The sequence below is a fragment of the Aequorivita marisscotiae genome (assembly GCF_029814825.1).
GTDB lineage: Bacteria > Bacteroidota > Bacteroidia > Flavobacteriales > Flavobacteriaceae > Aequorivita > Aequorivita marisscotiae.
In genome coordinates, this window is sequence record NZ_CP122379.1 from 461,564 (window position 1) to 479,474 (window position 17,911).

Sequence of the window (17,911 nt, forward strand, 5' to 3'; positions counted from 1 at the left end):
TTTTAAATTTGAAGGATTTAGGAATGGGTGAACTTTATACGAAAAAAATATAGTGCAAATCGCAGCTAATTATTTTGAAAACATCGTAAAATCATCACATTTTCAACAACTGCATTTAAACTTTTGATAACATAATGGTAATCTCAAAATTGAAAAACCGCGCTTCCTTTGTTTAAAAAACTATGGATATATTTTTATACGTATTTGCGGCACTTTTTTCAGTAATAAACCCTTTGGGGACGGTGCCTGTTTTTGTAGGATTAACGAGTGATGAAAATCCTGAGGAACGAAACAAAACTTCACTTTTAACCACCGTTAATGTTGCTGTTATTTTAATAATTTCCTTTTTTGCAGGAACTTATTTGCTGGATTTCTTCGGAATAAGTTTAAATGCATTGCGTATTGCAGGTGGAATGATAATAGTTACTTCGGGCTTTGCGCTGCTCACGGGAACTTTTTCAAAACACAAGGGAATGAAAAACAAGCGGGTGCGAAAAGATTTAGACAAACGAGAAAAATTTTCATTAACACCGCTAGCAATTCCAATGCTCGCAGGCCCTGGATCAATTTCACTATTAATTACTTTTAATCAGAAATACCAAGCAACCAACGAAATTGTATTTGTAATTTTAGCCGTATTAGCGGTTGGTTTAGCCACTTTTCTAATTTTGCGAAGCTCTCATTATATCAGTAAGTTTTTAGGTGCTTCCGGTATTAATGCAATTTCCAGAATTGTTGGGTTTATTGTAATAGCAATAGGTATAGAATATATTAGCGCCGCCGTTATTTCTATCTTAAAAACGATACATATTTAATTCCGATTTTTAAGCAATGCGCCCGCCACCAAAGCCAAAACCCCAATGCCGATCATCCCTAAAGTTTGATTTGTTAATCCCTCTTTGGCATTGACTTCCAAAGGACCAATATCCAGTACTTGCTGCGGCACGAATGCATTGTAAAGTCCAAATACAATTAAAACAATTCCTACTATTAGCAAGACAACTTTTAAGATTTTCATCGAATTAAAATTTTACTGGTTGAAGTTTTAAAGATACCGCTTTGAAAAATATAGCAGGCTATTTGTTAACGGGTTTTTAACTGATGTTTAATTATATTACTTTATCTTTAAACAAATTATAAAGTATTGAAAATTTTACTCACTGGCGCCAATGGCTATATTGGCATGCGATTGTTACCCGAACTACTTGAAAACGGACACGAAGTGGTATGTGCAGTTCGCGATAAAAATAGATTGCCCTTAGACCCTAAAACCACCGAGCGAATAAGCGTGGTTGAAGTAGATTTTGCCGAAGAGGTACAAACCGATTCCTTCCCAACAGACATAGATGCGGCTTATTATTTAATACATTCTATGAGCGGCTCCACCACAAATTTTGACGAAATGGAAGCCCGTTCGGCCGAAAATTTCAACAAATACATGGCGGTAACGTCGGTTAAACAGGTAATTTATTTAAGCGGAATTGTAAATCAGGAAGAATTATCAAAACATCTTTCTTCCCGAAAAAAGGTTGAAGAAATTTTATACAAGGGCAACTATAATCTTACGGTGCTTCGAGCGGGAATTGTAGTAGGTAGCGGCAGTTCTTCTTTTGAAATAATAAGAGATTTATGCGAAAAATTACCAATAATGATTGCGCCCAAGTGGTTAAAAACAAAAATCCAGCCCATTGCAATTCGCGATGTGATTGCCTTCCTGTATGGGGTTTTAAATAACGAAAAATGCTATAATGAATCGTTTGATGTTGGCGGACCCGATGTTTTAACATACCGGGAAATGTTAGAAAAATATTCTAAAATTCGCGGATTAAAACTTTGGATTATTCCCGTACCCGTTATGTCGCCACGACTATCATCGTATTGGCTTTATTTTGTTACCTCTACTTCATATAAACTTGCTGTAAACCTTGTAGATAGTATGAAGATGGAAGTTGTTACCCGAGACAATAAACTTCAAAAAATATTGAATATTCAACCAATTTCATACGAAGAAGCAATTAAAAATGCATTTATAAAAATTGAACAAAATTTGGTTATCTCTAGTTGGAAAGATTCGTTGACCGCCGGGAGGATTTCGAATTTAAAGGAATACATTCAAGTGCCAAAATACGGCTGTTTAAAAGATGAACAAATTATTAAAGTAACTGATCCGGAAAACGCTTTAAATAATATTTGGGCAATTGGGGGAACCCAAGGATGGTATTATGCTAATTCGCTTTGGAGAATACGTGGTTTTATCGACAAACTTTTTGGGGGAGTGGGTTTACGGCGTGGCAGAACGCATCCCGATAAAATTTACACTGGTGATGTTTTAGATTTTTGGCGCGTATTGTATGCCGATAGAGAAAACAAACGTTTGCTCCTTTTTGCCGAAATGAAGCTCCCGGGAGAAGCCTGGTTAGAATTCTGCATTAACGAAGAAAACAACCTAATACAAACCGCCACTTTTAGACCCAAAGGTTTGTGGGGCCGCCTATATTGGTATTTAATGCTGCCCTTCCACTATTTTATTTTTGGGGGAATGATAAAAAATATCGCAAAAGGAAATTACGTTTCTAAACCAGATTAAGCTTTTGGCAAAAACACTTCGGCCATCATACAACGGGCGCTTCCGCCGCCGCAGGTTTCAATGGTTGTAAGGTCGCTGCTTAGTATTTGGCAGTGTTTTTCAATAGTAGTTATTTGCTGTTTGGTTAAACTATTGTGAGCAGCAGAACTCATTACCAAATACTTTTTGTCCTTTCCCTGAACTTGAAGCATATTGCCTGCAAAATGGTGCATTTGAGCTTCGGTAATTGGAATAATCTCTTTTCCGTCCTTTTTTAAATGCTTTACTACATTTTTCTTTTCAACAGCATCGTCAATACTGTCCAAACAAATAACGCAGAATTTTTCTGCCAAACACATCATTACATTCGTGTGATAAATTGGCACACGATTTCCATCAACAGTTTGGTTCGCGGTAAATATTACAGGGAAATATTCAAAATCTTCACAAAACTCAATAAGCAGCTCCTCATCGGCGCGTGCGGAAAGTGCGCAATAAGCTTTATGGTTTACGCGGTCCAGCAATAAACTTCCCGTGCCTTCCAGAAACAGGCCTTCATCTTCGGCAGATGTATAATCGTAGATAGTGTTGATTTTAAAACCTTCATCTTCCAATCGGATTAAAATTTCTTCGCGTCTTTCTCGCCTACGGTTTTCGGCAAACATTGGATACAAACCTATATCGCCATTTTCGTGAAAACTAATCCAATTATTCGGAAAAATTGAATCTGGCGTATCCATACGTAAATCGTCATTTTCAACAATAACTTGCACACCTACCGCTCGCAGTTTTTCAACAAAAGCATCAAATTCCTTCTGAGCTTTGGTATTTATTTCAGCATTTTTGAGCGCTATGTCTTCTTGAAAAAAATTATTCACCGCCGTTTGCTCATTCATACGAAAAGCTACCGGGCGTATCATTACGATTGTATCTGTTATTTGTCTTGCCAATTCATGAAATTTTAGGCTGCAAATTTACAGGAATTTCTTTCTGAAAAAATGCTTTAAACAGGAATATTAATTTTGATTTTTACAATTGAATTATTTTAAACCGAAATAGAAAAGATTAGTACAGATTTCTTGCACGATACCTCCGTTTCTGATCTATTTATAGAGAGAGAAATTTAATTTAGGCACTTAAAAAATGATCGTCGTTATTTAAGAAATTGCTGTATTTTAAAAGAAGTGTTTTATAATACTTGTCTTGAAGCTGCCCACTTTTAAGGCATCCTGCGAGGGTTTCCTCTAAACTGGTATAAGAGAGTGTGTCTGCCACGGCATCTTTCATATTAAATAACCGAACAGGACTTGTAGTTAACGGTTTGGAATTCCAAATGGAAATTAATTTTTTGCCATAATCAACTGTCACCCTTACCGCACCAAACGAAAACAATAACAACTCTTTGTGCAATTCCTGAAATTCAGAGTTTGGGCAAAGCTCGTCCATACAACTTATTGCCACGAGCCGCCGCATTTCCTTTTGTACAAATTGTGAGTTAGTATCCATTTCCAAAATTAGTTATCTTGAAGATACTTAATTTTGGCGTTTGATTGTTCTTTGAAGTTGCACTTTAGCGTGAGTTTAACTCACAAAGCAGGGCATCGTTAAATAAATTAAGAATTGGTTTTTAATTCGCTTCTTGAAGTCCTTGGCTGTCCCAATTTAAAAATCCACCTTCCATATCGTAGATTTCCTTAAAACCCATTTCTTTCATAATCTGGGCTGCCCGGGCACTTCTTTTTCCGCTTCGGCAGTATAGATAAACAGGTTCGTCTTTGTCTAACTTGGCTACTTTTTCCTTAAAATCATCGTCAGTAACACAAATATTTTGCGCTGTTTCTAAGTGATCTTCGCCATATTCCTCCTTGGTACGCACATCTATCAATTGCAAATTTTTGCTATTGCTAACTGCATCATATACTTCTTGAGGCGATATTACTTCAATACCATTTTGCGTATTGTTGTCTTTGCAAGCTGTGGTAAAAAGAAGCATCGCTAATCCAAAAACAAAAATTATCTTTTTCATAATATACTCAGATTTAATTATTTATTTCACCATTCCACTCCATAATTCCGCCCTTGAGATTATAGGCATTTTTTACGCCAACAGAATTCAGCAACATACAAGCTTGTCCGCTTCTACCACCCGAACGGCAGTAAACGTAGTAGCTTTTGTTGGGGTCTAATTCTTTAATCTTTTTTATAAATTCAGCACTATTATGAATATCCAATTGCAATGCCCCCGGAATGTAACCTTCCTCAAATTCGGCATCGGTACGCACATCCAAAATTACTGCGTTTTCGTCATTTTCGCACTGCTCGCACCATTGTTCTTGAGTTAAATCTGCCATATTTTAAATTTTTTAGCAAAAATAAGGAATCAAATATGAAGCGAAACTTAATTTCAAAAAATTATTATCATATTGTGAAATTTCAAGAAAAACCTTTTTATATTTGAACCCGAAACAATGAACACATTTACACAAAATATTTGGTGGTGGAAAAACTTACGGCAAATCTCGTGAGCGGAACACCTATGGTATAAAAATATACGAAAAGGCTTGTCAATCACGACAAGCCTTTTTTCATGCCCGCAACAGCCGACAATTCTCAAAATATAGTATTCTAAAAATGAAATATAACTTAAAAACACATTCAAAAAAACTATTGGCAGACACCCTCACGCCGGTTTCGGTGTATTTACGGTTACGCGATAAATTCCCGAACAGCCTACTTTTGGAAAGTAGCGATTACCACGCCAACGACAATAGTTTTAGCTATATCTGTTTCAATCCAATCGCATCAATTAAAGTTGAAAATGAAACCATAACACAAAAATTTCCGGATGGAAAATCAACCTGCATAGCTGTCTCCCCCATGGGGGGAGATGCCCAACGGGCAGAGGGAGACAAGGGGGACCGAGGGGATACTGTTCCAAAAATTTTAGACGAATTTGCCTCCTCTTTTTCAATAAAATATGTTGAGCCTTCCCCTCTTCGAGGGGATCGAGGGGGAGCTGGTCTTTTCGGCTTTATGGCCTTTGATGCCGTACGCTATTTTGAGGATATTTCGCTTTCAAAAAAAGAAGAAAATCTCGGAATGCCAGATCTGTATTACGCCGTTTACCAAAACATCATTGCGATAAACCATTTTAATAACGAAGCCTACATTTTTGCACATTGTTACAATTCCGAAAATAACATTGCGCAGATTGAACAGATTTTAAAGTCGAAGAATTTTGCCGAGTTTCCTTTTAAAAGAAATGGTCCGCGAAGTACAAATCTAAACGATGAAGATTTTAAAGATTTAGTGCGAAAATGTAAGGAGCATTGCCAACGCGGCGATGTATTTCAAATTGTGCCCAGCAAACGTTTTTCGCAGCAATTTACAGGTGATGAATTCAATGTTTACAGAGCTTTGCGAAGTGTAAACCCTTCCCCCTATCTTTTTTATTTCGACTACGGAAATTTTAAAATCTTTGGAAGTTCGCCCGAAGCACAATTGGTCGTAAAAGGAAATACAGCAGAAATTCATCCAATCGCAGGCACCTTCAAACGCACTGGGAACGATGAGCAGGATGCCGAGCTCGCCAAAAAACTTTCTGAGGACAAAAAGGAAAACAGCGAACACGTAATGCTCGTAGATCTGGCGCGAAACGATTTAAGCCGGCACGGTAGCGATGTTAACGTAGAAACCTACAGAGAGGTTCAATTTTTTTCGCACGTTATTCATTTGGTCAGCAAAGTTACGGCAACAAAAAATCCTGAAACTTCAACTATGCAGATTGTTGCAGACACTTTTCCAGCAGGAACTTTAAGCGGCGCCCCCAAACACAAAGCCCTGCAATTGCTGGAAAAATACGAAAACAGAAGTCGCGAATTTTACGGCGGCGCTATCGGTTTTATGGACTTTAGCGGTAATTTTAACCACGCAATAATCATCCGTTCCTTTGTGAGCAAAAACCATACATTGCATTATCAAGCGGGCGCTGGTGTAGTTTCAGAAAGCAATGAAGAAAATGAATTACAGGAAGTTTATAATAAACTCGGTGCTTTAACGAAAGCCCTTGAATTAGCAGAGAAAATAGCCCCCTAACCCCCGAAGGGGAAATTTAAACCCAATATAAATGAAAAGTAAAATGTTAAATAAAAAACCAAAACAAGCTCCCTTTCCCTTTGGGGAAGGGCTGGGGATGGGGATGAAAATATTAGTAATAGACAATTATGACAGTTTTGTTTACAATCTCGTCCATTATTTAGAAGAATTGGATTGCGAGGTTACTGTAAAACGAAACGATAAATTCACTTTGGAAGAAGTTGAAAATTACGATAAAATTTTGCTTTCCCCCGGTCCGGGTATTCCGGATGAAGCAGGTTTACTGAAGGAAGTGATTCAAAAATACGCAACCTCAAAACCAATTTTCGGCGTGTGTTTGGGGCAACAAGCAATCGGGGAAGTGTTCGGCGGGAAATTGGAAAACTTGAGCCAAGTTTTTCACGGTGTTGCAACAAAAGCAACAATAATTTCAGAAAACGAACCGCTTTTTAAGGGAATTGAAAAAGATTTTGAAATAGGTCGTTACCACAGTTGGGTGGTTTCCAAAGAAGATTTTCCGGAGGTTTTGGAAATTACCTCCGTAGATGAAAACGGACAGATAATGTCGCTCAGACATAAATTTTACAACGTATGCGGCGTGCAATTTCATCCCGAAAGTGTATTGACACCAATGGGAAAAATGATCGTTAAAAATTGGGTAGAAAGCTGAAAAAGTAGTGTTCAGTGTTCAGTAGTAGTATTCAGTAAAAACTTGGTGCCTTTGCGCCTTTGCGAGGAAAAAAATGAAACAAATTCTAGACAGATTAATAAACCACGAGCAACTTTCAAAAGAAGAAGCGCGTACTGTGTTGGTAAACATTTCCGAAGGAAAATACAACCAAAGTCAAATTGCCGCATTTTTGACAGTATATATGATGCGAAACGTGAGTTTGGAAGAATTGGAAGGATTCCGCGATGCGTTATTAGACCTGTGTTTGGCGGTAGATTTTAGCGAATACAACACTATAGATTTGTGCGGCACGGGCGGCGATGGAAAGAATACTTTTAATATTTCAACTTTGGCATCGTTTGTTACGGCGGGCGCTGGAATAAAAGTCGCCAAGCATGGCAATTACGGAGTTTCTTCCGTAAGCGGCAGTAGCAATGTGATGGAAGCATTGGGAATAAGATTCAGTAATAATAGAGACTTTTTAAAACGAAGTTTGGACGAGGCCGGAATTTGTGTTTTGCACGCTCCCCTCTTTCACCCTGCAATGAAAAATGTAGCGCCAATTAGAAGGGAATTGGGTGTAAAAACCTTTTTCAATATGCTCGGACCAATGGTAAATCCTGCATTTCCAAACAATCAATTGGTGGGGGTTTTCAATTTGGAATTGGCGCGGATGTACGGGTATCTCTATCAAAAAAGTGAAAAAAAATTCGCAGTGCTGAACGCAACGGACGGTTATGATGAAATTTCACTTACGGGCCCCGTAAAGGTTATTTCGAAAAATTCAGAAAACATGTTGAATGCCGAGGAATTTGGCGTGAAAAAAATTCGCGAATCTGAAATATTCGGTGGTGAAACGGTAAAAGCTTCCGCCGAAATATTTTTGGATATTTTAAACGGAAAAGGCTCCGAAGCACAAAATAACGTGGTTTGCGCAAATGCTGGAATGGCCATTTCAGTAGTTGAAGATTGCACTGTTAAAGAAGGTTTTGAAAAAGCGACGGAATCTTTACAAGCTAGAAAAGCATTGCAATCATTTAAAAAATTACAACAACTATCGGAAAGATGAATTGGGAGTGACGAGTTACGAGCGACGAGCGACGAGTTACGAGCGACGAGTTACGAGTGACGAGCGACGAATCACGAATTAACGATTAACGATTAACGATTAACGATTAACGATTAACGATTAACGATTAACGAAAAATGAACATTTTAAATACCATAACTGCTTATAAACGCAAGGAAGTTTCCGCAAAAAAAGAAGCTATTCCTACAAGATTATTGGAGAAATTTCCACTTTTCGCCAAAGAAACAAAATCATTAGCAGAGGCGTTACGCAATTCTACAACCGGAATTATTGCAGAGCACAAACGCCGCTCGCCCAGTAAATCTGTCATTAACGACAAGGTACTGTTGCCCGAAGTAGTTTTAGGTTATGAAAATGCTGGGGCTAAAGGAGTTTCAGTTTTAACCGATTCTAACTTTTTTGGTGGCTCATTAGATGATCTTTTGGTAGCCGAAAAAACGATTTCCATCCCAATACTACGGAAAGAATTCATCATTGACCCCTATCAAATTTACGAATCGAAAGCATACGGCGCAGATGCCATTTTATTAATTGCGGCGTGTCTTTCGGCAGAAGAATTAAAACAGTTTTCGCATTTGGCAAAAAGTTTAAAACTCGATGTATTATTAGAAGTCCATAATCTGGAGGAACTTCAAAAATCAATGTTGCCAAATGTAGATATGATTGGCGTTAACAATAGAAATTTAAAAAATTTTAAGGTAAGTATAGATATCAGCAAAAAGCTTTCCAAAGAAATTCCGAATGATTTTGTGAAAATTTCCGAAAGCGGAATTAGCGATGTGGAAACTATAAAAGAATTGAGAACCTTTGGTTACGAAGGGTTTTTAATTGGTGAAAATTTTATGAAGACGGAAAATCCCGGAGAAACCGCAAAACAATTTATTGAAAAACTGAGATGAAGCCATTGCTAAAAATTTGTGGAATGAAACACAACATCGCCGAAGTTGCCAAACTTCAGCCAGATTATTTGGGTTTTATTTTTTATGAAAAGAGTCCGCGGTATTTTGATGGTGAAGAAATTCCACAGCTTCCCGAAGGCGTTAAAAAGGTTGGCGTTTTCGTGGATGCTACAATAGATGAAATTCTCACAACTTTTGAAAAATACAATTTGGATGTTATTCAACTTCATGGCAATGAAACAAAGGAATTTGTGCTAACCCTAAATATGTATTTGCGGTTAAAGTTTTGGGATGGATATGAAGTTTGGAAAGTCTTTCCCGTTGACGATTCTTTCGATTTTTCCGATACACGTGATTTTGTAAAAAAAGTAGATGCTTTTTTATTCGATACAAAAGGTCATAATCACGGTGGCAATGGAAAAACTTTTAATTGGGAGATTTTGAAAAATTACAAATATAAAACACCCTTCATTTTAAGTGGCGGCATAGGTTTGGAAGAAATTGAAAATTTAAAAAAACTATTAAAAACAAACCTGCCAATTTATGCGATTGACGTAAATAGCAAATTTGAAATCGAGCCAGGAATGAAGGACGTTTCAACTTTAAAGAAGTTCATGGACGTTTTAAACCACGACTGAGGAAACCACGAACTACGACTAAAAAAAGCGATGAATACTGAATATTGAATACTGAAAATATGAATTATAATGTAAACGAAAAAGGCTATTACGGGGAGTTTGGTGGAGCGTATATTCCCGAAATGCTGTATCCAAATGTGGAGGAATTACGACAAAAGTATTTAAAGGTAATGGGTGAGGAATCCTTTCAAAAAGAATTCCACCAATTGCTGAAAGACTACGTGGGGCGCCCTACACCGTTGTATTTTGCAAAGCGGCTTTCAGAAAAATACAACACAAAAATCTATTTAAAACGCGAAGATCTCTGCCACACGGGAGCGCACAAAGTAAACAACACTATTGGCCAGATTTTGATGGCAAAACGATTGGGCAAAACCCGGATTATTGCCGAAACCGGCGCCGGGCAGCACGGCGTTGCGACCGCAACAGTTTGTGCTTTAATGGGCTTGGAATGTATTGTTTTTATGGGTGAAATCGATATAAAACGTCAAGCGCCAAACGTGGCCCGTATGAAAATGCTGGGCGCAAAAGTTGTACCAGCCACAAGTGGAAGCAAAACTTTGAAAGACGCCACCAATGAAGCAATTCGAGATTGGATCAACAATCCGGTTAATACACATTATATTATAGGTAGTGTTGTTGGCCCGCACCCATATCCTGATATGGTAGCCCGTTTTCAAAGTGTGATTTCAGAGGAAATAAAAACTCAACTCAACGAAAAAGAAAGCCGTGAAAACCCAGATTTTGTAGTGGCTTGTGTGGGTGGTGGCAGTAATGCCGCAGGAGCATTTTATCATTATTTAAACAAACCTGAAGTAGGAATCATCGCTGTAGAAGCAGCCGGAAAAGGAATTGATAGTGGCGAAAGCGCGGCAACTTCAGCTTTGGGAAAAGTGGGGATTATCCACGGGAGCAAAACGCTTTTAATGCAAACACCGGACGGACAAATTACAGAGCCATACTCTATCTCGGCTGGTTTGGACTATCCCGGTGTAGGCCCCATGCACGCCCATCTTTTTGCTAGCGGCCGCGGCGAGTTTATTTCCATAACAGATAACAAAGCGATGGAGGCCGGAATGGAACTTTGCAAATTGGAAGGCATTATTCCCGCCATTGAAAGTAGTCATGCATTGGCAATTTTTGAAACCCGAAAATTTAAAAAAGACGAAGTGGTTGTCGTGAATTTAAGCGGCCGTGGCGATAAGGATTTGGATACTTACATTAAGCATTTTGATTTATAAAACCGTTGTCCGGTGGAGCGCAATTGAGACCCACTTTTGTGCAAATGGACATTTAGTTCTCGACTTTAATTTATACTCAGCAGGTCGAAGGACTCGAACAGACAAAAAATAATAATATGAACAGAATTCAACAAAAACTTTCAGAGAACAAAAAACTACTTTCTATTTACTTCACCGCAGGTTATCCAAAATTGGATGACACGGTTGAAATAATACAAGAATTGGAAAAATCCAGCGTAGATTTTATTGAAATCGGATTACCTTTCAGCGACCCTTTGGCCGACGGACCCACCATTCAAGTGAGTTCGCAGCTTGCATTAAAAAATGGAATGACCACCCAAGTGCTTTTTCAGCAACTGAAGGACATTCGCAAAACAGTTACAATTCCATTAATTATTATGGGGTATTTTAATCCCCTGCTTCAATTTGGCGTTGAAAATTTCTGTAAAAAATGTGCCGAAATCGGTATTGACGGCTTAATTCTGCCCGATTTACCTTTGGCAGAATATCAAGAACACTATGCCGAAATCTTCAAAAAACATGGGCTTTTGAACATATTTTTAATCACACCCCAAACTTCCGAAGCGCGTATTAAACAAATAGATGCCGCTTCCGAAGGTTTTATTTATATGGTGAGCAGCGCCAGCGTTACGGGCAATTCTTCCGGTTTTGGAGCTGCGCAGGAAAATTATTTTAAAAGAATTGAATTACTACAACTTAAAAATCCACAGATTGTAGGATTCGGAATAAACAATTCAGAAACGTTTCAGCAGGCTACAAAATATTCAAGAGGAGCAATTATTGGCAGTGCCTTTATAAAAATGCTGTCCGAAAAAGGATTGGAAGGCATCTCTAACTTTGTAGGTTCAATTAGAGAGGTTTAACCAATTTTTAGCAAGCATTTAGCACATTTTATGATATATAATCTGTAGTTTGGTAATCTATTTAAATTAAAAGACAAGATTATGGAAAAGAAATTTGAAAGAAAGACAGAACAAAAAAATCCTACTAACCCTACAGGTAACACGAATCAAAAGACCAATAAATTTGATATTGACGAGAAAACCATTAAAAAGCAACAAAATAAAAAATAACGGATTTCCTTTCTAAAGGAAGTGCATTAAAAACTTTATAATGGGAAAAGGCGATAAAAAAACAAAACGCGGAAAGATTAATATAGGCTCGCATGGAAAATTGCGTCCAAAACGCAAAAAATTCAATGTTAGACCAATGCCTACAGAGGATGCGCAAAAAAAAGAAACTTAAAATAAATTGATTTTCGTTTTAAGTTGAATTGAAAAGATTTTTGAGAACAGAGTTTAGTTCTTAAAAATCTTTTCTTTTTTAATTGATTCCAGCGAAGACACATCGAAATACTATCTTTGCAACTTAATTATACCTATTTAAATGAAGCAACCCGTTTCTGGATTTTCAAAGAAAACCAAAGCCGAAAAAATTGATTGGCTCGCAAGTAATTATCTGCAAGACAATCCTTCGGCCATTGATATTTTAAAAAAATATTGGAACGAAGATGCACAACTGCAGCAACTTCACGACGATTTTATTGAAAATACACTCTCCAATTACTATTTACCTTTTGGCATTGCGCCCAATTTTTTAATCAATCAAAAATTATACGCTTTACCCATGGTTACCGAAGAAAGTTCGGTAGTGGCTGCCGCCAGTAATGCTGCCAAATTTTGGTTGGAACGCGGCGGATTTGAGGCAGAAGTAATTTCAACAGAAAAAAATGGGCAAATTCACTTTAACTTCTTTGGAAACGAAAAGGATATTGAAGCATTTTTTGAAGTAGTAAAACCAAAACTTCGCAATAGCATTCAATCTATCGAAAAGAATATGAAGGCCCGTGGCGGAGGGCTTTTAGAGCTTTCACTGGTAGATAAATCGCACATTTTAGAAGGGTATTTTCACATACACGCTACATTTGAAACACTTGACGCCATGGGCGCCAATTTTATAAATAGCTGCTTGGAACAAATGGCCACTGTTTTTGAAGAAGAAGCCAAAAGTTTTGAAAAATTTCAAAAAGAAAAAATGTATCCAGAAGTAGTTATGAGTATTCTCTCTAACTATGTTCCCGAATGTTTGGTTCGAGCCCAAGTGAGCTGCAGAGTTGACGAACTTACTCTAAAACATCACGACGGAAAACAGTTTGCCGAAAAATTTGTTCGCGCCATTGAAATCGCAAAAACCGAAACCCGACGGGCCGTTACGCACAATAAAGGAATAATGAACGGCGTGGACGCAGTAGTTTTAGCTACTGGAAACGATTTTCGGGCCGTGGAGGCCGGTGTGCACGCGTATGCCGCCCGAAATAGCTATTACGGAAGTTTAACTCACGCAAAAATAGAAGATGGCATTTTCACTTTTTGGATAGAATTACCGCTAGCAGTGGGCACCGTTGGGGGTTTAACATCGCTTCATCCTTTAACAAAACTTGCTTTTGAAATCCTTCAAAAACCCGATGCAAAGGAATTGATGAAAATTATTGCAGTGGCAGGACTCGCCCAAAACTTCGCCGCGATACGTTCGTTGGTTACCACGGGAATTCAAAAAGGACATATGAAAATGCATTTGATGAATATTTTAAATCAACTGCACGCCACAAAGGCGGAAAAGAAAGTAGCCATGGAATTTTTTATTGCTAATCCTGTTTCGCATAGTGCGGTGGTAGATTTTTTGGAAAAGCTGAGAAGTTGATGCCTTTGTTTGTTTGAATTTAATTTGAAAAAATGTTGTAATTTTATAAGCATGGATGTTAAGGCAAAAAAATTGGATTTGATTGAGTGGCTGTTACACCTTAAAGATGAAGCAACTATCGAAAAAATGTGTAAACTAAAAGAAAGTATTGATGGAGATTGGTATGATGAACTCCCCGACACAGCAAAAGCGTCCATCGAAAAAGGCAGACAAGATTATAAGGAAGGAAAAATCTTTACTTCGCAAGAGGTTAATCAACGTATAAAAAACAAATTTCCTTTTTTGAAATGAATTTAATTTGGACCGAAAATGCAGAAGAAACCTTTTACGAAATCCTACTGTACATTTCTACCGAATTTTCAGAACGCAACGCCCAAAAATTTTATGATGAATCCCATAAAATGCTGGAGAGAATAGCTTTGGAACCTTATTTATTTAGTGTGTCTGAAAAGAAATCTATCAGAAAAGCGGTAATACATAAATATACTACATTATTTTACTTCGTAGATACTGAGACAGATACCATCTATTTGTTTTCTTTTTTTGACACACGTCAAAATCCAAATAAAAAACCATAGAAATTAAACTTTTGAAAAAAACATTCCAAAGCAACGGAAAATTATTGCTCACGGGCGAATATGTGGTTCTCGATGGCGCAACGGCTTTGGCCATACCTACAAAATACGGGCAATCTTTAGAAGTTGAAGTTTCAGAAAGAAAAGGAGTCCATTGGCAAAGTTTTACTGAAAAAGGAGCTGTTTGGTTTGAAGGTTTTTTCGATGTAAAAAATTTTGAAACCCAAGATGCAGAAAGTGAAACCGCAAGTACCTTGGCAAAAATACTTCGTGAAGCACGAAATCTAAATCCTGATTTTCTTTTAAAATCTGAAGGAATTACAGTCAAAACCAAATTGGATTTTCCCCGAAATTGGGGTTTGGGCACTTCTTCAACCCTTATAAATAACATTGCACAATGGGCAAATGTGAACCCTTTTAAACTTTTAAAAAACAGCTTCGGCGGAAGTGGTTACGACATTGCCGCCGCACAAAGTGACGCCCCTATTTTATATGAATTGGAGAATGAAAATCCTAAATTTAAAACAATTCAACTTTCTTGGGATTTTAAAGATGCACTGTTTTTTGTGCATTTAAATCAAAAACAAGACAGTAAAGAAGGCATTTCACACTATAGAAATACTAGAGTTGACCGAAATACAATTCAGCAAATTTCGGAAATAAGCAATACGTTATTAACCTGCCCTTCCCTTTCAGACTTTGAAGATTTAATGAATGCCCACGAGGGAATTATTTCAGAAATTATAAAACTGCCCACAATTAAAGAGCACCTTTTTAATGATTATCCGCACACGATAAAGAGCTTGGGCGCTTGGGGCGGCGATTTTGTTTTGGTAACTGGAAGAGAAAAGGATATGGGTTATTTTAGAAAAAAGGGGTTTGATGTTATTCTTCCTTTTGAAGAAATGATTCTCTAAACAACTGAGTACAAACGCGATTTAAAAAAACTCGAAATAAAAGTTTGGGTTTTTAAATGGTGCCACCAACCCCGAAGTCTCGAGGGAACTAGAAACAAATCTTAAAATCAAAAAATCCCCAAACAAACCGTCTGGGGATTATGTGGTGCCTCCAACCCCGAAGCCTCGGGGGAACTAGAAACACAACGTAAAAACAAAAAATCCCCAAACAGACCGTCTGGGGATTATGTGGTGCCTCCAACCCCGAAGCCTCGGGGGAACTAGAAACACATCTTAAAACAAAAAATCCCCAAACAAACCGTCTGGGGATTATGTGGTGCCTCCAAGAATCGAACTAGGGACACACGGATTTTCAGTCCGTTGCTCTACCAACTGAGCTAAGGCACCATTATTGAGACGGCAAATATAAAGCTATTTTCGTTTTTGCAAAACATTATTTAAAAAAATAAATAAGAATTACACTTTCAATTTAATAGAGCCTTAACAATTTCTTCACAATGTGAGTTGTACTTTTATGGCCATATTTTAAAAAATGAATCTTGTAATTGATGTTGGTAATACCTTAGTAAAGCTTGGAGTGTTTGATTCTGACAGCCTTAAACACAAAAAGAGTTGTATAAAACCAGACTTTTTACCCACGCTCGAAGAAATTTATGAAAGTTTCCCCGCAATAAAACGCAGTATTGTTTCTTCGGTTTCTAATCTTTCAGAACATCAACTTTCAAAATTGAAACAGCTTTACAAAGTTTTAATTTTAAATCACGAAACCGAGGTTCCTTTTAAAAATAGTTATACCACACCGCAAACCTTGGGTATAGACCGAATTGCACTAGTGAGTGCCGCGGCGCATAAGCACAAAGAAAAAAATGTACTAATTATTGATGCGGGAACTTGCATAACGTACGATTTTTTAAATGACAAAAACGAATATCTCGGAGGGGCTATTTCACCTGGAATTACAATGCGTTATAAGTCGCTACATACGTTCACGGCAAAATTACCGTTATTGGAAGCAACTAGTACTAAATTAATAACGGGAAATAGCACGGTGAGCGCCATTCACTCCGGTGTGGTAAACGGAATGCTGTTTGAAATAGATGGATTTATTACTGCCTACAAAGAAAATTATGAGAATTTAACAGTTATTTTAACAGGAGGAGACGCACATTTTTTGCGTGATAGCATAAAAAATGACATCTTTGCCAACTCAAATTTTTTAATGGAGGGCTTGAACCACATTTTAGAATATAACAATCATTGATGTTTAGACAAATAATAGTCGGTTTATTTATACTTGTTTCAGGTGTAATTGTGGCCCAGGAAGGAACCACTTCTCCATATTCTTATTATGGTATCGGAACCTTGAAATTTCGCGGAACTTCAGAGAGCAGATCCATGGGTGGTTTGGGGATTTTTTCAGATAGTATTCACGTTAATCTTCAAAATCCGGCTTCGTACGCAGGTTTGCGCTTGGTTAACTTTTCAGTTGGTGGAAGTCATAAAGTTTCTACTCAGAAAAACAACGATAACAGCCAGAATACCTCTACTACCACTTTAGATTATATTTCAATGGGTATCCCGATGGGAAAGGTCGGGATGGGCTTTGGTGTTATTCCTTATACTTCAGTAGGCTATGATTTTTATTCTGATGTAGCCGACGGACGCACAGAATACTCCGGAACCGGCGGATTAAATAAAGCTTACCTTTCATTAGGCTATCAAATAATTCCGGAATTGAGCCTTGGTGTTGATGCAAATTATAATTTCGGTAAAATTGAAAATACAGCCATAACCCAAAAAAATGATGTTCAGTATGGCACTCGTAGTTTTAACCGTTCAGATATTTTAGGGTTCAGTTTTAATTTTGGCGTTCTGTATAAAAAAATGATTACTGAAAGCTTAGAGTTAACGGGCTCGGCAACTTATACCCCCGGCACTAGTTTTACATCGGAAAATTACAGAAGGATCGCCTCTGTTTCAATTACTCCAGTGGGAATATTTACGGTAGATGAGCGGGAGCTAACCGTTGCCGACACCGATTTTACCTTTCCATCGCAATTTAGTATTGGAGCTGGAATAGGAAAACCCAAACATTGGGCATTGGGTGCTGAATATACTAACCAGAAAACTAGTAATTTTACAAACCGCTCATTTAACATAGACAACGTAACCTACCAAGACGCATCTAAATTTCGTTTGGGAGGCTATTATATTCCAAATTACAATTCATTTGGAAACTACTTTCAGCGAGTGGTTTATCGCGCCGGAGCACGTTACGAGCAAACCGGCTTAAAGGTAAATGGGCAAGACATTAACGAGTTTGGCATATCTTTTGGAGTTGGTTTACCTGTTGGACGACTATTCTCTAATGTAAATCTAGGATTTGAAGTTGGAAAACGCGGAACCACAGATAATGGCTTAATTCAGGAAAACTTCTTTAATACCTTTTTAAGCTTCTCATTAAATGACCGATGGTTCGAAAAAAGACTATATGATTAA

At 37.6% G+C, this 17,911-nt stretch carries 22 protein-coding genes and 1 tRNA gene; 17 read left to right on the forward strand and 6 right to left on the reverse strand.

From position 1 onward, the window contains the following. The first annotated feature begins 182 nt into the window (after positions 1-182). Positions 183-815 carry a MarC family NAAT transporter gene (locus tag QCQ61_RS02140; protein WP_279449076.1) on the forward strand — a complete coding sequence of 211 codons (633 nt, stop codon included), beginning with the start codon at positions 183-185 and terminating at the stop codon, positions 813-815. Here QCQ61_RS02140 and QCQ61_RS02145 read toward each other — a convergent pair. Further along, on the reverse strand, positions 812-1,018 hold the full coding sequence (locus QCQ61_RS02145) for a hypothetical protein (RefSeq protein WP_279449077.1): 207 nt from the start codon (positions 1,016-1,018) through the stop codon (positions 812-814). The genes QCQ61_RS02140 and QCQ61_RS02145 overlap by 4 nt on opposite strands. Positions 1,019-1,144: 126 nt before the next feature. Here QCQ61_RS02145 and QCQ61_RS02150 point away from each other — a divergent pair, with 126 nt between their 5' ends. Continuing rightward, positions 1,145-2,587: an SDR family oxidoreductase gene (locus tag QCQ61_RS02150; protein WP_279449078.1), complete on the forward strand. Its 1,443-nt coding sequence runs from the start codon at positions 1,145-1,147 to the stop codon at positions 2,585-2,587. Here the strand turns inward: QCQ61_RS02150 and ctlX are convergent. The 4 genes from ctlX to QCQ61_RS02170 form a co-directional block, all read right to left on the reverse strand. Further along, complete coding sequence (gene ctlX / locus QCQ61_RS02155) at positions 2,584-3,486, reverse strand: citrulline utilization hydrolase CtlX (RefSeq protein WP_431605809.1); 903 nt, start codon at positions 3,484-3,486, stop codon at positions 2,584-2,586. The genes QCQ61_RS02150 and ctlX overlap by 4 nt on opposite strands. Before the next feature lie 208 nt (positions 3,487-3,694). After that, entirely contained in the window at positions 3,695-4,072 is a 378-nt protein-coding gene (locus QCQ61_RS02160; RefSeq protein WP_279449079.1) for a hypothetical protein, read from the reverse strand. A gap of 121 nt (positions 4,073-4,193) precedes the next feature. Further along, positions 4,194-4,592 carry a rhodanese-like domain-containing protein gene (locus QCQ61_RS02165; protein WP_279449080.1) on the reverse strand — a complete coding sequence of 133 codons (399 nt, stop codon included), beginning with the start codon at positions 4,590-4,592 and terminating at the stop codon, positions 4,194-4,196. 13 nt (positions 4,593-4,605) lie between these two features. Continuing rightward, positions 4,606-4,917 carry a rhodanese-like domain-containing protein gene (locus QCQ61_RS02170; RefSeq protein ID WP_279449081.1) on the reverse strand — a complete coding sequence of 104 codons (312 nt, stop codon included), beginning with the start codon at positions 4,915-4,917 and terminating at the stop codon, positions 4,606-4,608. A gap of 280 nt (positions 4,918-5,197) precedes the next feature. Between QCQ61_RS02170 and QCQ61_RS02175 the strand changes: the two genes are divergently transcribed. The 13 genes from QCQ61_RS02175 (at position 5,198) to QCQ61_RS02235 (ending at position 15,412) form a co-directional block, all read left to right on the forward strand. Further along, entirely contained in the window at positions 5,198-6,661 is a 1,464-nt protein-coding gene (locus tag QCQ61_RS02175; protein ID WP_279449082.1) for an anthranilate synthase component I family protein, read from the forward strand. A gap of 103 nt (positions 6,662-6,764) precedes the next feature. Beyond that, positions 6,765-7,331: an anthranilate synthase component II gene (locus QCQ61_RS02180; RefSeq protein ID WP_279450219.1), complete on the forward strand. Its 567-nt coding sequence runs from the start codon at positions 6,765-6,767 to the stop codon at positions 7,329-7,331. Positions 7,332-7,404: 73 nt separating this feature from the next. Continuing rightward, entirely contained in the window at positions 7,405-8,400 is a 996-nt protein-coding gene (gene trpD, locus QCQ61_RS02185) for an anthranilate phosphoribosyltransferase (RefSeq protein ID WP_279449083.1), read from the forward strand. Between the two features lie 137 nt (positions 8,401-8,537). After that, positions 8,538-9,320 (forward strand): indole-3-glycerol phosphate synthase TrpC, encoded by a 783-nt coding sequence (gene trpC, locus QCQ61_RS02190; protein ID WP_279449084.1) that lies wholly within the window; start codon positions 8,538-8,540, stop codon positions 9,318-9,320. 23 nt (positions 9,321-9,343) lie between these two features. Beyond that, the gene (locus QCQ61_RS02195) at positions 9,344-9,958 is read left to right on the forward strand and encodes a phosphoribosylanthranilate isomerase (RefSeq protein ID WP_279449085.1); all 615 of its coding nucleotides are present in this window, start codon (positions 9,344-9,346) and stop codon (positions 9,956-9,958) included. Between the two features lie 59 nt (positions 9,959-10,017). Further along, on the forward strand, positions 10,018-11,199 hold the full coding sequence (gene trpB / locus QCQ61_RS02200; RefSeq protein ID WP_279449086.1) for a tryptophan synthase subunit beta: 1,182 nt from the start codon (positions 10,018-10,020) through the stop codon (positions 11,197-11,199). 116 nt (positions 11,200-11,315) lie between these two features. Further along, complete coding sequence (gene trpA / locus QCQ61_RS02205; RefSeq protein ID WP_279449087.1) at positions 11,316-12,083, forward strand: tryptophan synthase subunit alpha; 768 nt, start codon at positions 11,316-11,318, stop codon at positions 12,081-12,083. An 81-nt stretch (positions 12,084-12,164) separates the two neighbouring features. Next, on the forward strand, positions 12,165-12,293 hold the full coding sequence (locus QCQ61_RS02210) for a hypothetical protein (RefSeq protein WP_279449088.1): 129 nt from the start codon (positions 12,165-12,167) through the stop codon (positions 12,291-12,293). A 40-nt stretch (positions 12,294-12,333) separates the two neighbouring features. After that, positions 12,334-12,465 (forward strand): 30S ribosomal protein THX, encoded by a 132-nt coding sequence (locus QCQ61_RS02215; protein WP_279449089.1) that lies wholly within the window; start codon positions 12,334-12,336, stop codon positions 12,463-12,465. Between the two features lie 141 nt (positions 12,466-12,606). After that, positions 12,607-13,920, forward strand: coding sequence for a hydroxymethylglutaryl-CoA reductase, degradative (locus QCQ61_RS02220; RefSeq protein ID WP_279449090.1), 1,314 nt, complete (start codon positions 12,607-12,609; stop codon positions 13,918-13,920). A gap of 51 nt (positions 13,921-13,971) precedes the next feature. Then, positions 13,972-14,211 (forward strand): hypothetical protein, encoded by a 240-nt coding sequence (locus QCQ61_RS02225; protein WP_279449091.1) that lies wholly within the window; start codon positions 13,972-13,974, stop codon positions 14,209-14,211. Continuing rightward, positions 14,208-14,498: a type II toxin-antitoxin system RelE/ParE family toxin gene (locus QCQ61_RS02230; protein ID WP_279449092.1), complete on the forward strand. Its 291-nt coding sequence runs from the start codon at positions 14,208-14,210 to the stop codon at positions 14,496-14,498. The genes QCQ61_RS02225 and QCQ61_RS02230 overlap by 4 nt, the downstream gene beginning before the upstream one ends. An 11-nt stretch (positions 14,499-14,509) precedes the next feature. Next, positions 14,510-15,412 carry a GYDIA family GHMP kinase gene (locus QCQ61_RS02235; RefSeq protein WP_279449093.1) on the forward strand — a complete coding sequence of 301 codons (903 nt, stop codon included), beginning with the start codon at positions 14,510-14,512 and terminating at the stop codon, positions 15,410-15,412. A 314-nt stretch (positions 15,413-15,726) separates the two neighbouring features. Here QCQ61_RS02235 and QCQ61_RS02240 read toward each other — a convergent pair. Continuing rightward, a tRNA-Phe gene (locus QCQ61_RS02240) sits at positions 15,727-15,799 on the reverse strand. 145 nt (positions 15,800-15,944) lie between these two features. Between QCQ61_RS02240 and QCQ61_RS02245 the strand changes: the two genes are divergently transcribed. Together QCQ61_RS02245 and bamG are read left to right on the forward strand one after the other, a co-directional pair. Next, positions 15,945-16,673 (forward strand): type III pantothenate kinase, encoded by a 729-nt coding sequence (locus QCQ61_RS02245; RefSeq protein WP_279449094.1) that lies wholly within the window; start codon positions 15,945-15,947, stop codon positions 16,671-16,673. Further along, a complete protein-coding gene (gene bamG / locus QCQ61_RS02250) occupies positions 16,673-17,911 on the forward strand; it encodes a BamG family beta-barrel-assembly machinery protein (protein WP_279449095.1) in 1,239 nt (412 codons plus the stop codon). The genes QCQ61_RS02245 and bamG overlap by 1 nt, the downstream gene beginning before the upstream one ends.

Bases quoted from the DNA above. Each gene is read 5' to 3' on its own strand.
- QCQ61_RS02140 (WP_279449076.1), top strand. From the start codon at position 183: ATGGATATATTTTTATACGTATTTGCGGCACTTTTTTCAGTAATAAAC.
- QCQ61_RS02145 (WP_279449077.1), bottom strand. From the start codon at position 1,018: ATGAAAATCTTAAAAGTTGTCTTGCTAATAGTAGGAATTGTTTTAATT.
- ctlX (WP_431605809.1), bottom strand. From the start codon at position 3,486: ATGATACGCCCGGTAGCTTTTCGTATGAATGAGCAAACGGCGGTGAAT.
- QCQ61_RS02160 (WP_279449079.1), bottom strand. From the start codon at position 4,072: ATGGATACTAACTCACAATTTGTACAAAAGGAAATGCGGCGGCTCGTG.
- QCQ61_RS02165 (WP_279449080.1), bottom strand. From the start codon at position 4,592: ATGAAAAAGATAATTTTTGTTTTTGGATTAGCGATGCTTCTTTTTACC.
- QCQ61_RS02170 (WP_279449081.1), bottom strand. From the start codon at position 4,917: ATGGCAGATTTAACTCAAGAACAATGGTGCGAGCAGTGCGAAAATGAC.
- QCQ61_RS02175 (WP_279449082.1), top strand. From the start codon at position 5,198: ATGAAATATAACTTAAAAACACATTCAAAAAAACTATTGGCAGACACC.
- QCQ61_RS02180 (WP_279450219.1), top strand. From the start codon at position 6,765: ATGAAAATATTAGTAATAGACAATTATGACAGTTTTGTTTACAATCTC.
- trpD (WP_279449083.1), top strand. From the start codon at position 7,405: ATGAAACAAATTCTAGACAGATTAATAAACCACGAGCAACTTTCAAAA.
- trpC (WP_279449084.1), top strand. From the start codon at position 8,538: ATGAACATTTTAAATACCATAACTGCTTATAAACGCAAGGAAGTTTCC.
- QCQ61_RS02195 (WP_279449085.1), top strand. From the start codon at position 9,344: ATGAAACACAACATCGCCGAAGTTGCCAAACTTCAGCCAGATTATTTG.
- trpB (WP_279449086.1), top strand. From the start codon at position 10,018: ATGAATTATAATGTAAACGAAAAAGGCTATTACGGGGAGTTTGGTGGA.
- trpA (WP_279449087.1), top strand. From the start codon at position 11,316: ATGAACAGAATTCAACAAAAACTTTCAGAGAACAAAAAACTACTTTCT.
- QCQ61_RS02210 (WP_279449088.1), top strand. From the start codon at position 12,165: ATGGAAAAGAAATTTGAAAGAAAGACAGAACAAAAAAATCCTACTAAC.
- QCQ61_RS02215 (WP_279449089.1), top strand. From the start codon at position 12,334: ATGGGAAAAGGCGATAAAAAAACAAAACGCGGAAAGATTAATATAGGC.
- QCQ61_RS02220 (WP_279449090.1), top strand. From the start codon at position 12,607: ATGAAGCAACCCGTTTCTGGATTTTCAAAGAAAACCAAAGCCGAAAAA.
- QCQ61_RS02225 (WP_279449091.1), top strand. From the start codon at position 13,972: ATGGATGTTAAGGCAAAAAAATTGGATTTGATTGAGTGGCTGTTACAC.
- QCQ61_RS02230 (WP_279449092.1), top strand. From the start codon at position 14,208: ATGAATTTAATTTGGACCGAAAATGCAGAAGAAACCTTTTACGAAATC.
- QCQ61_RS02245 (WP_279449094.1), top strand. From the start codon at position 15,945: ATGAATCTTGTAATTGATGTTGGTAATACCTTAGTAAAGCTTGGAGTG.
- bamG (WP_279449095.1), top strand. From the start codon at position 16,673: ATGTTTAGACAAATAATAGTCGGTTTATTTATACTTGTTTCAGGTGTA.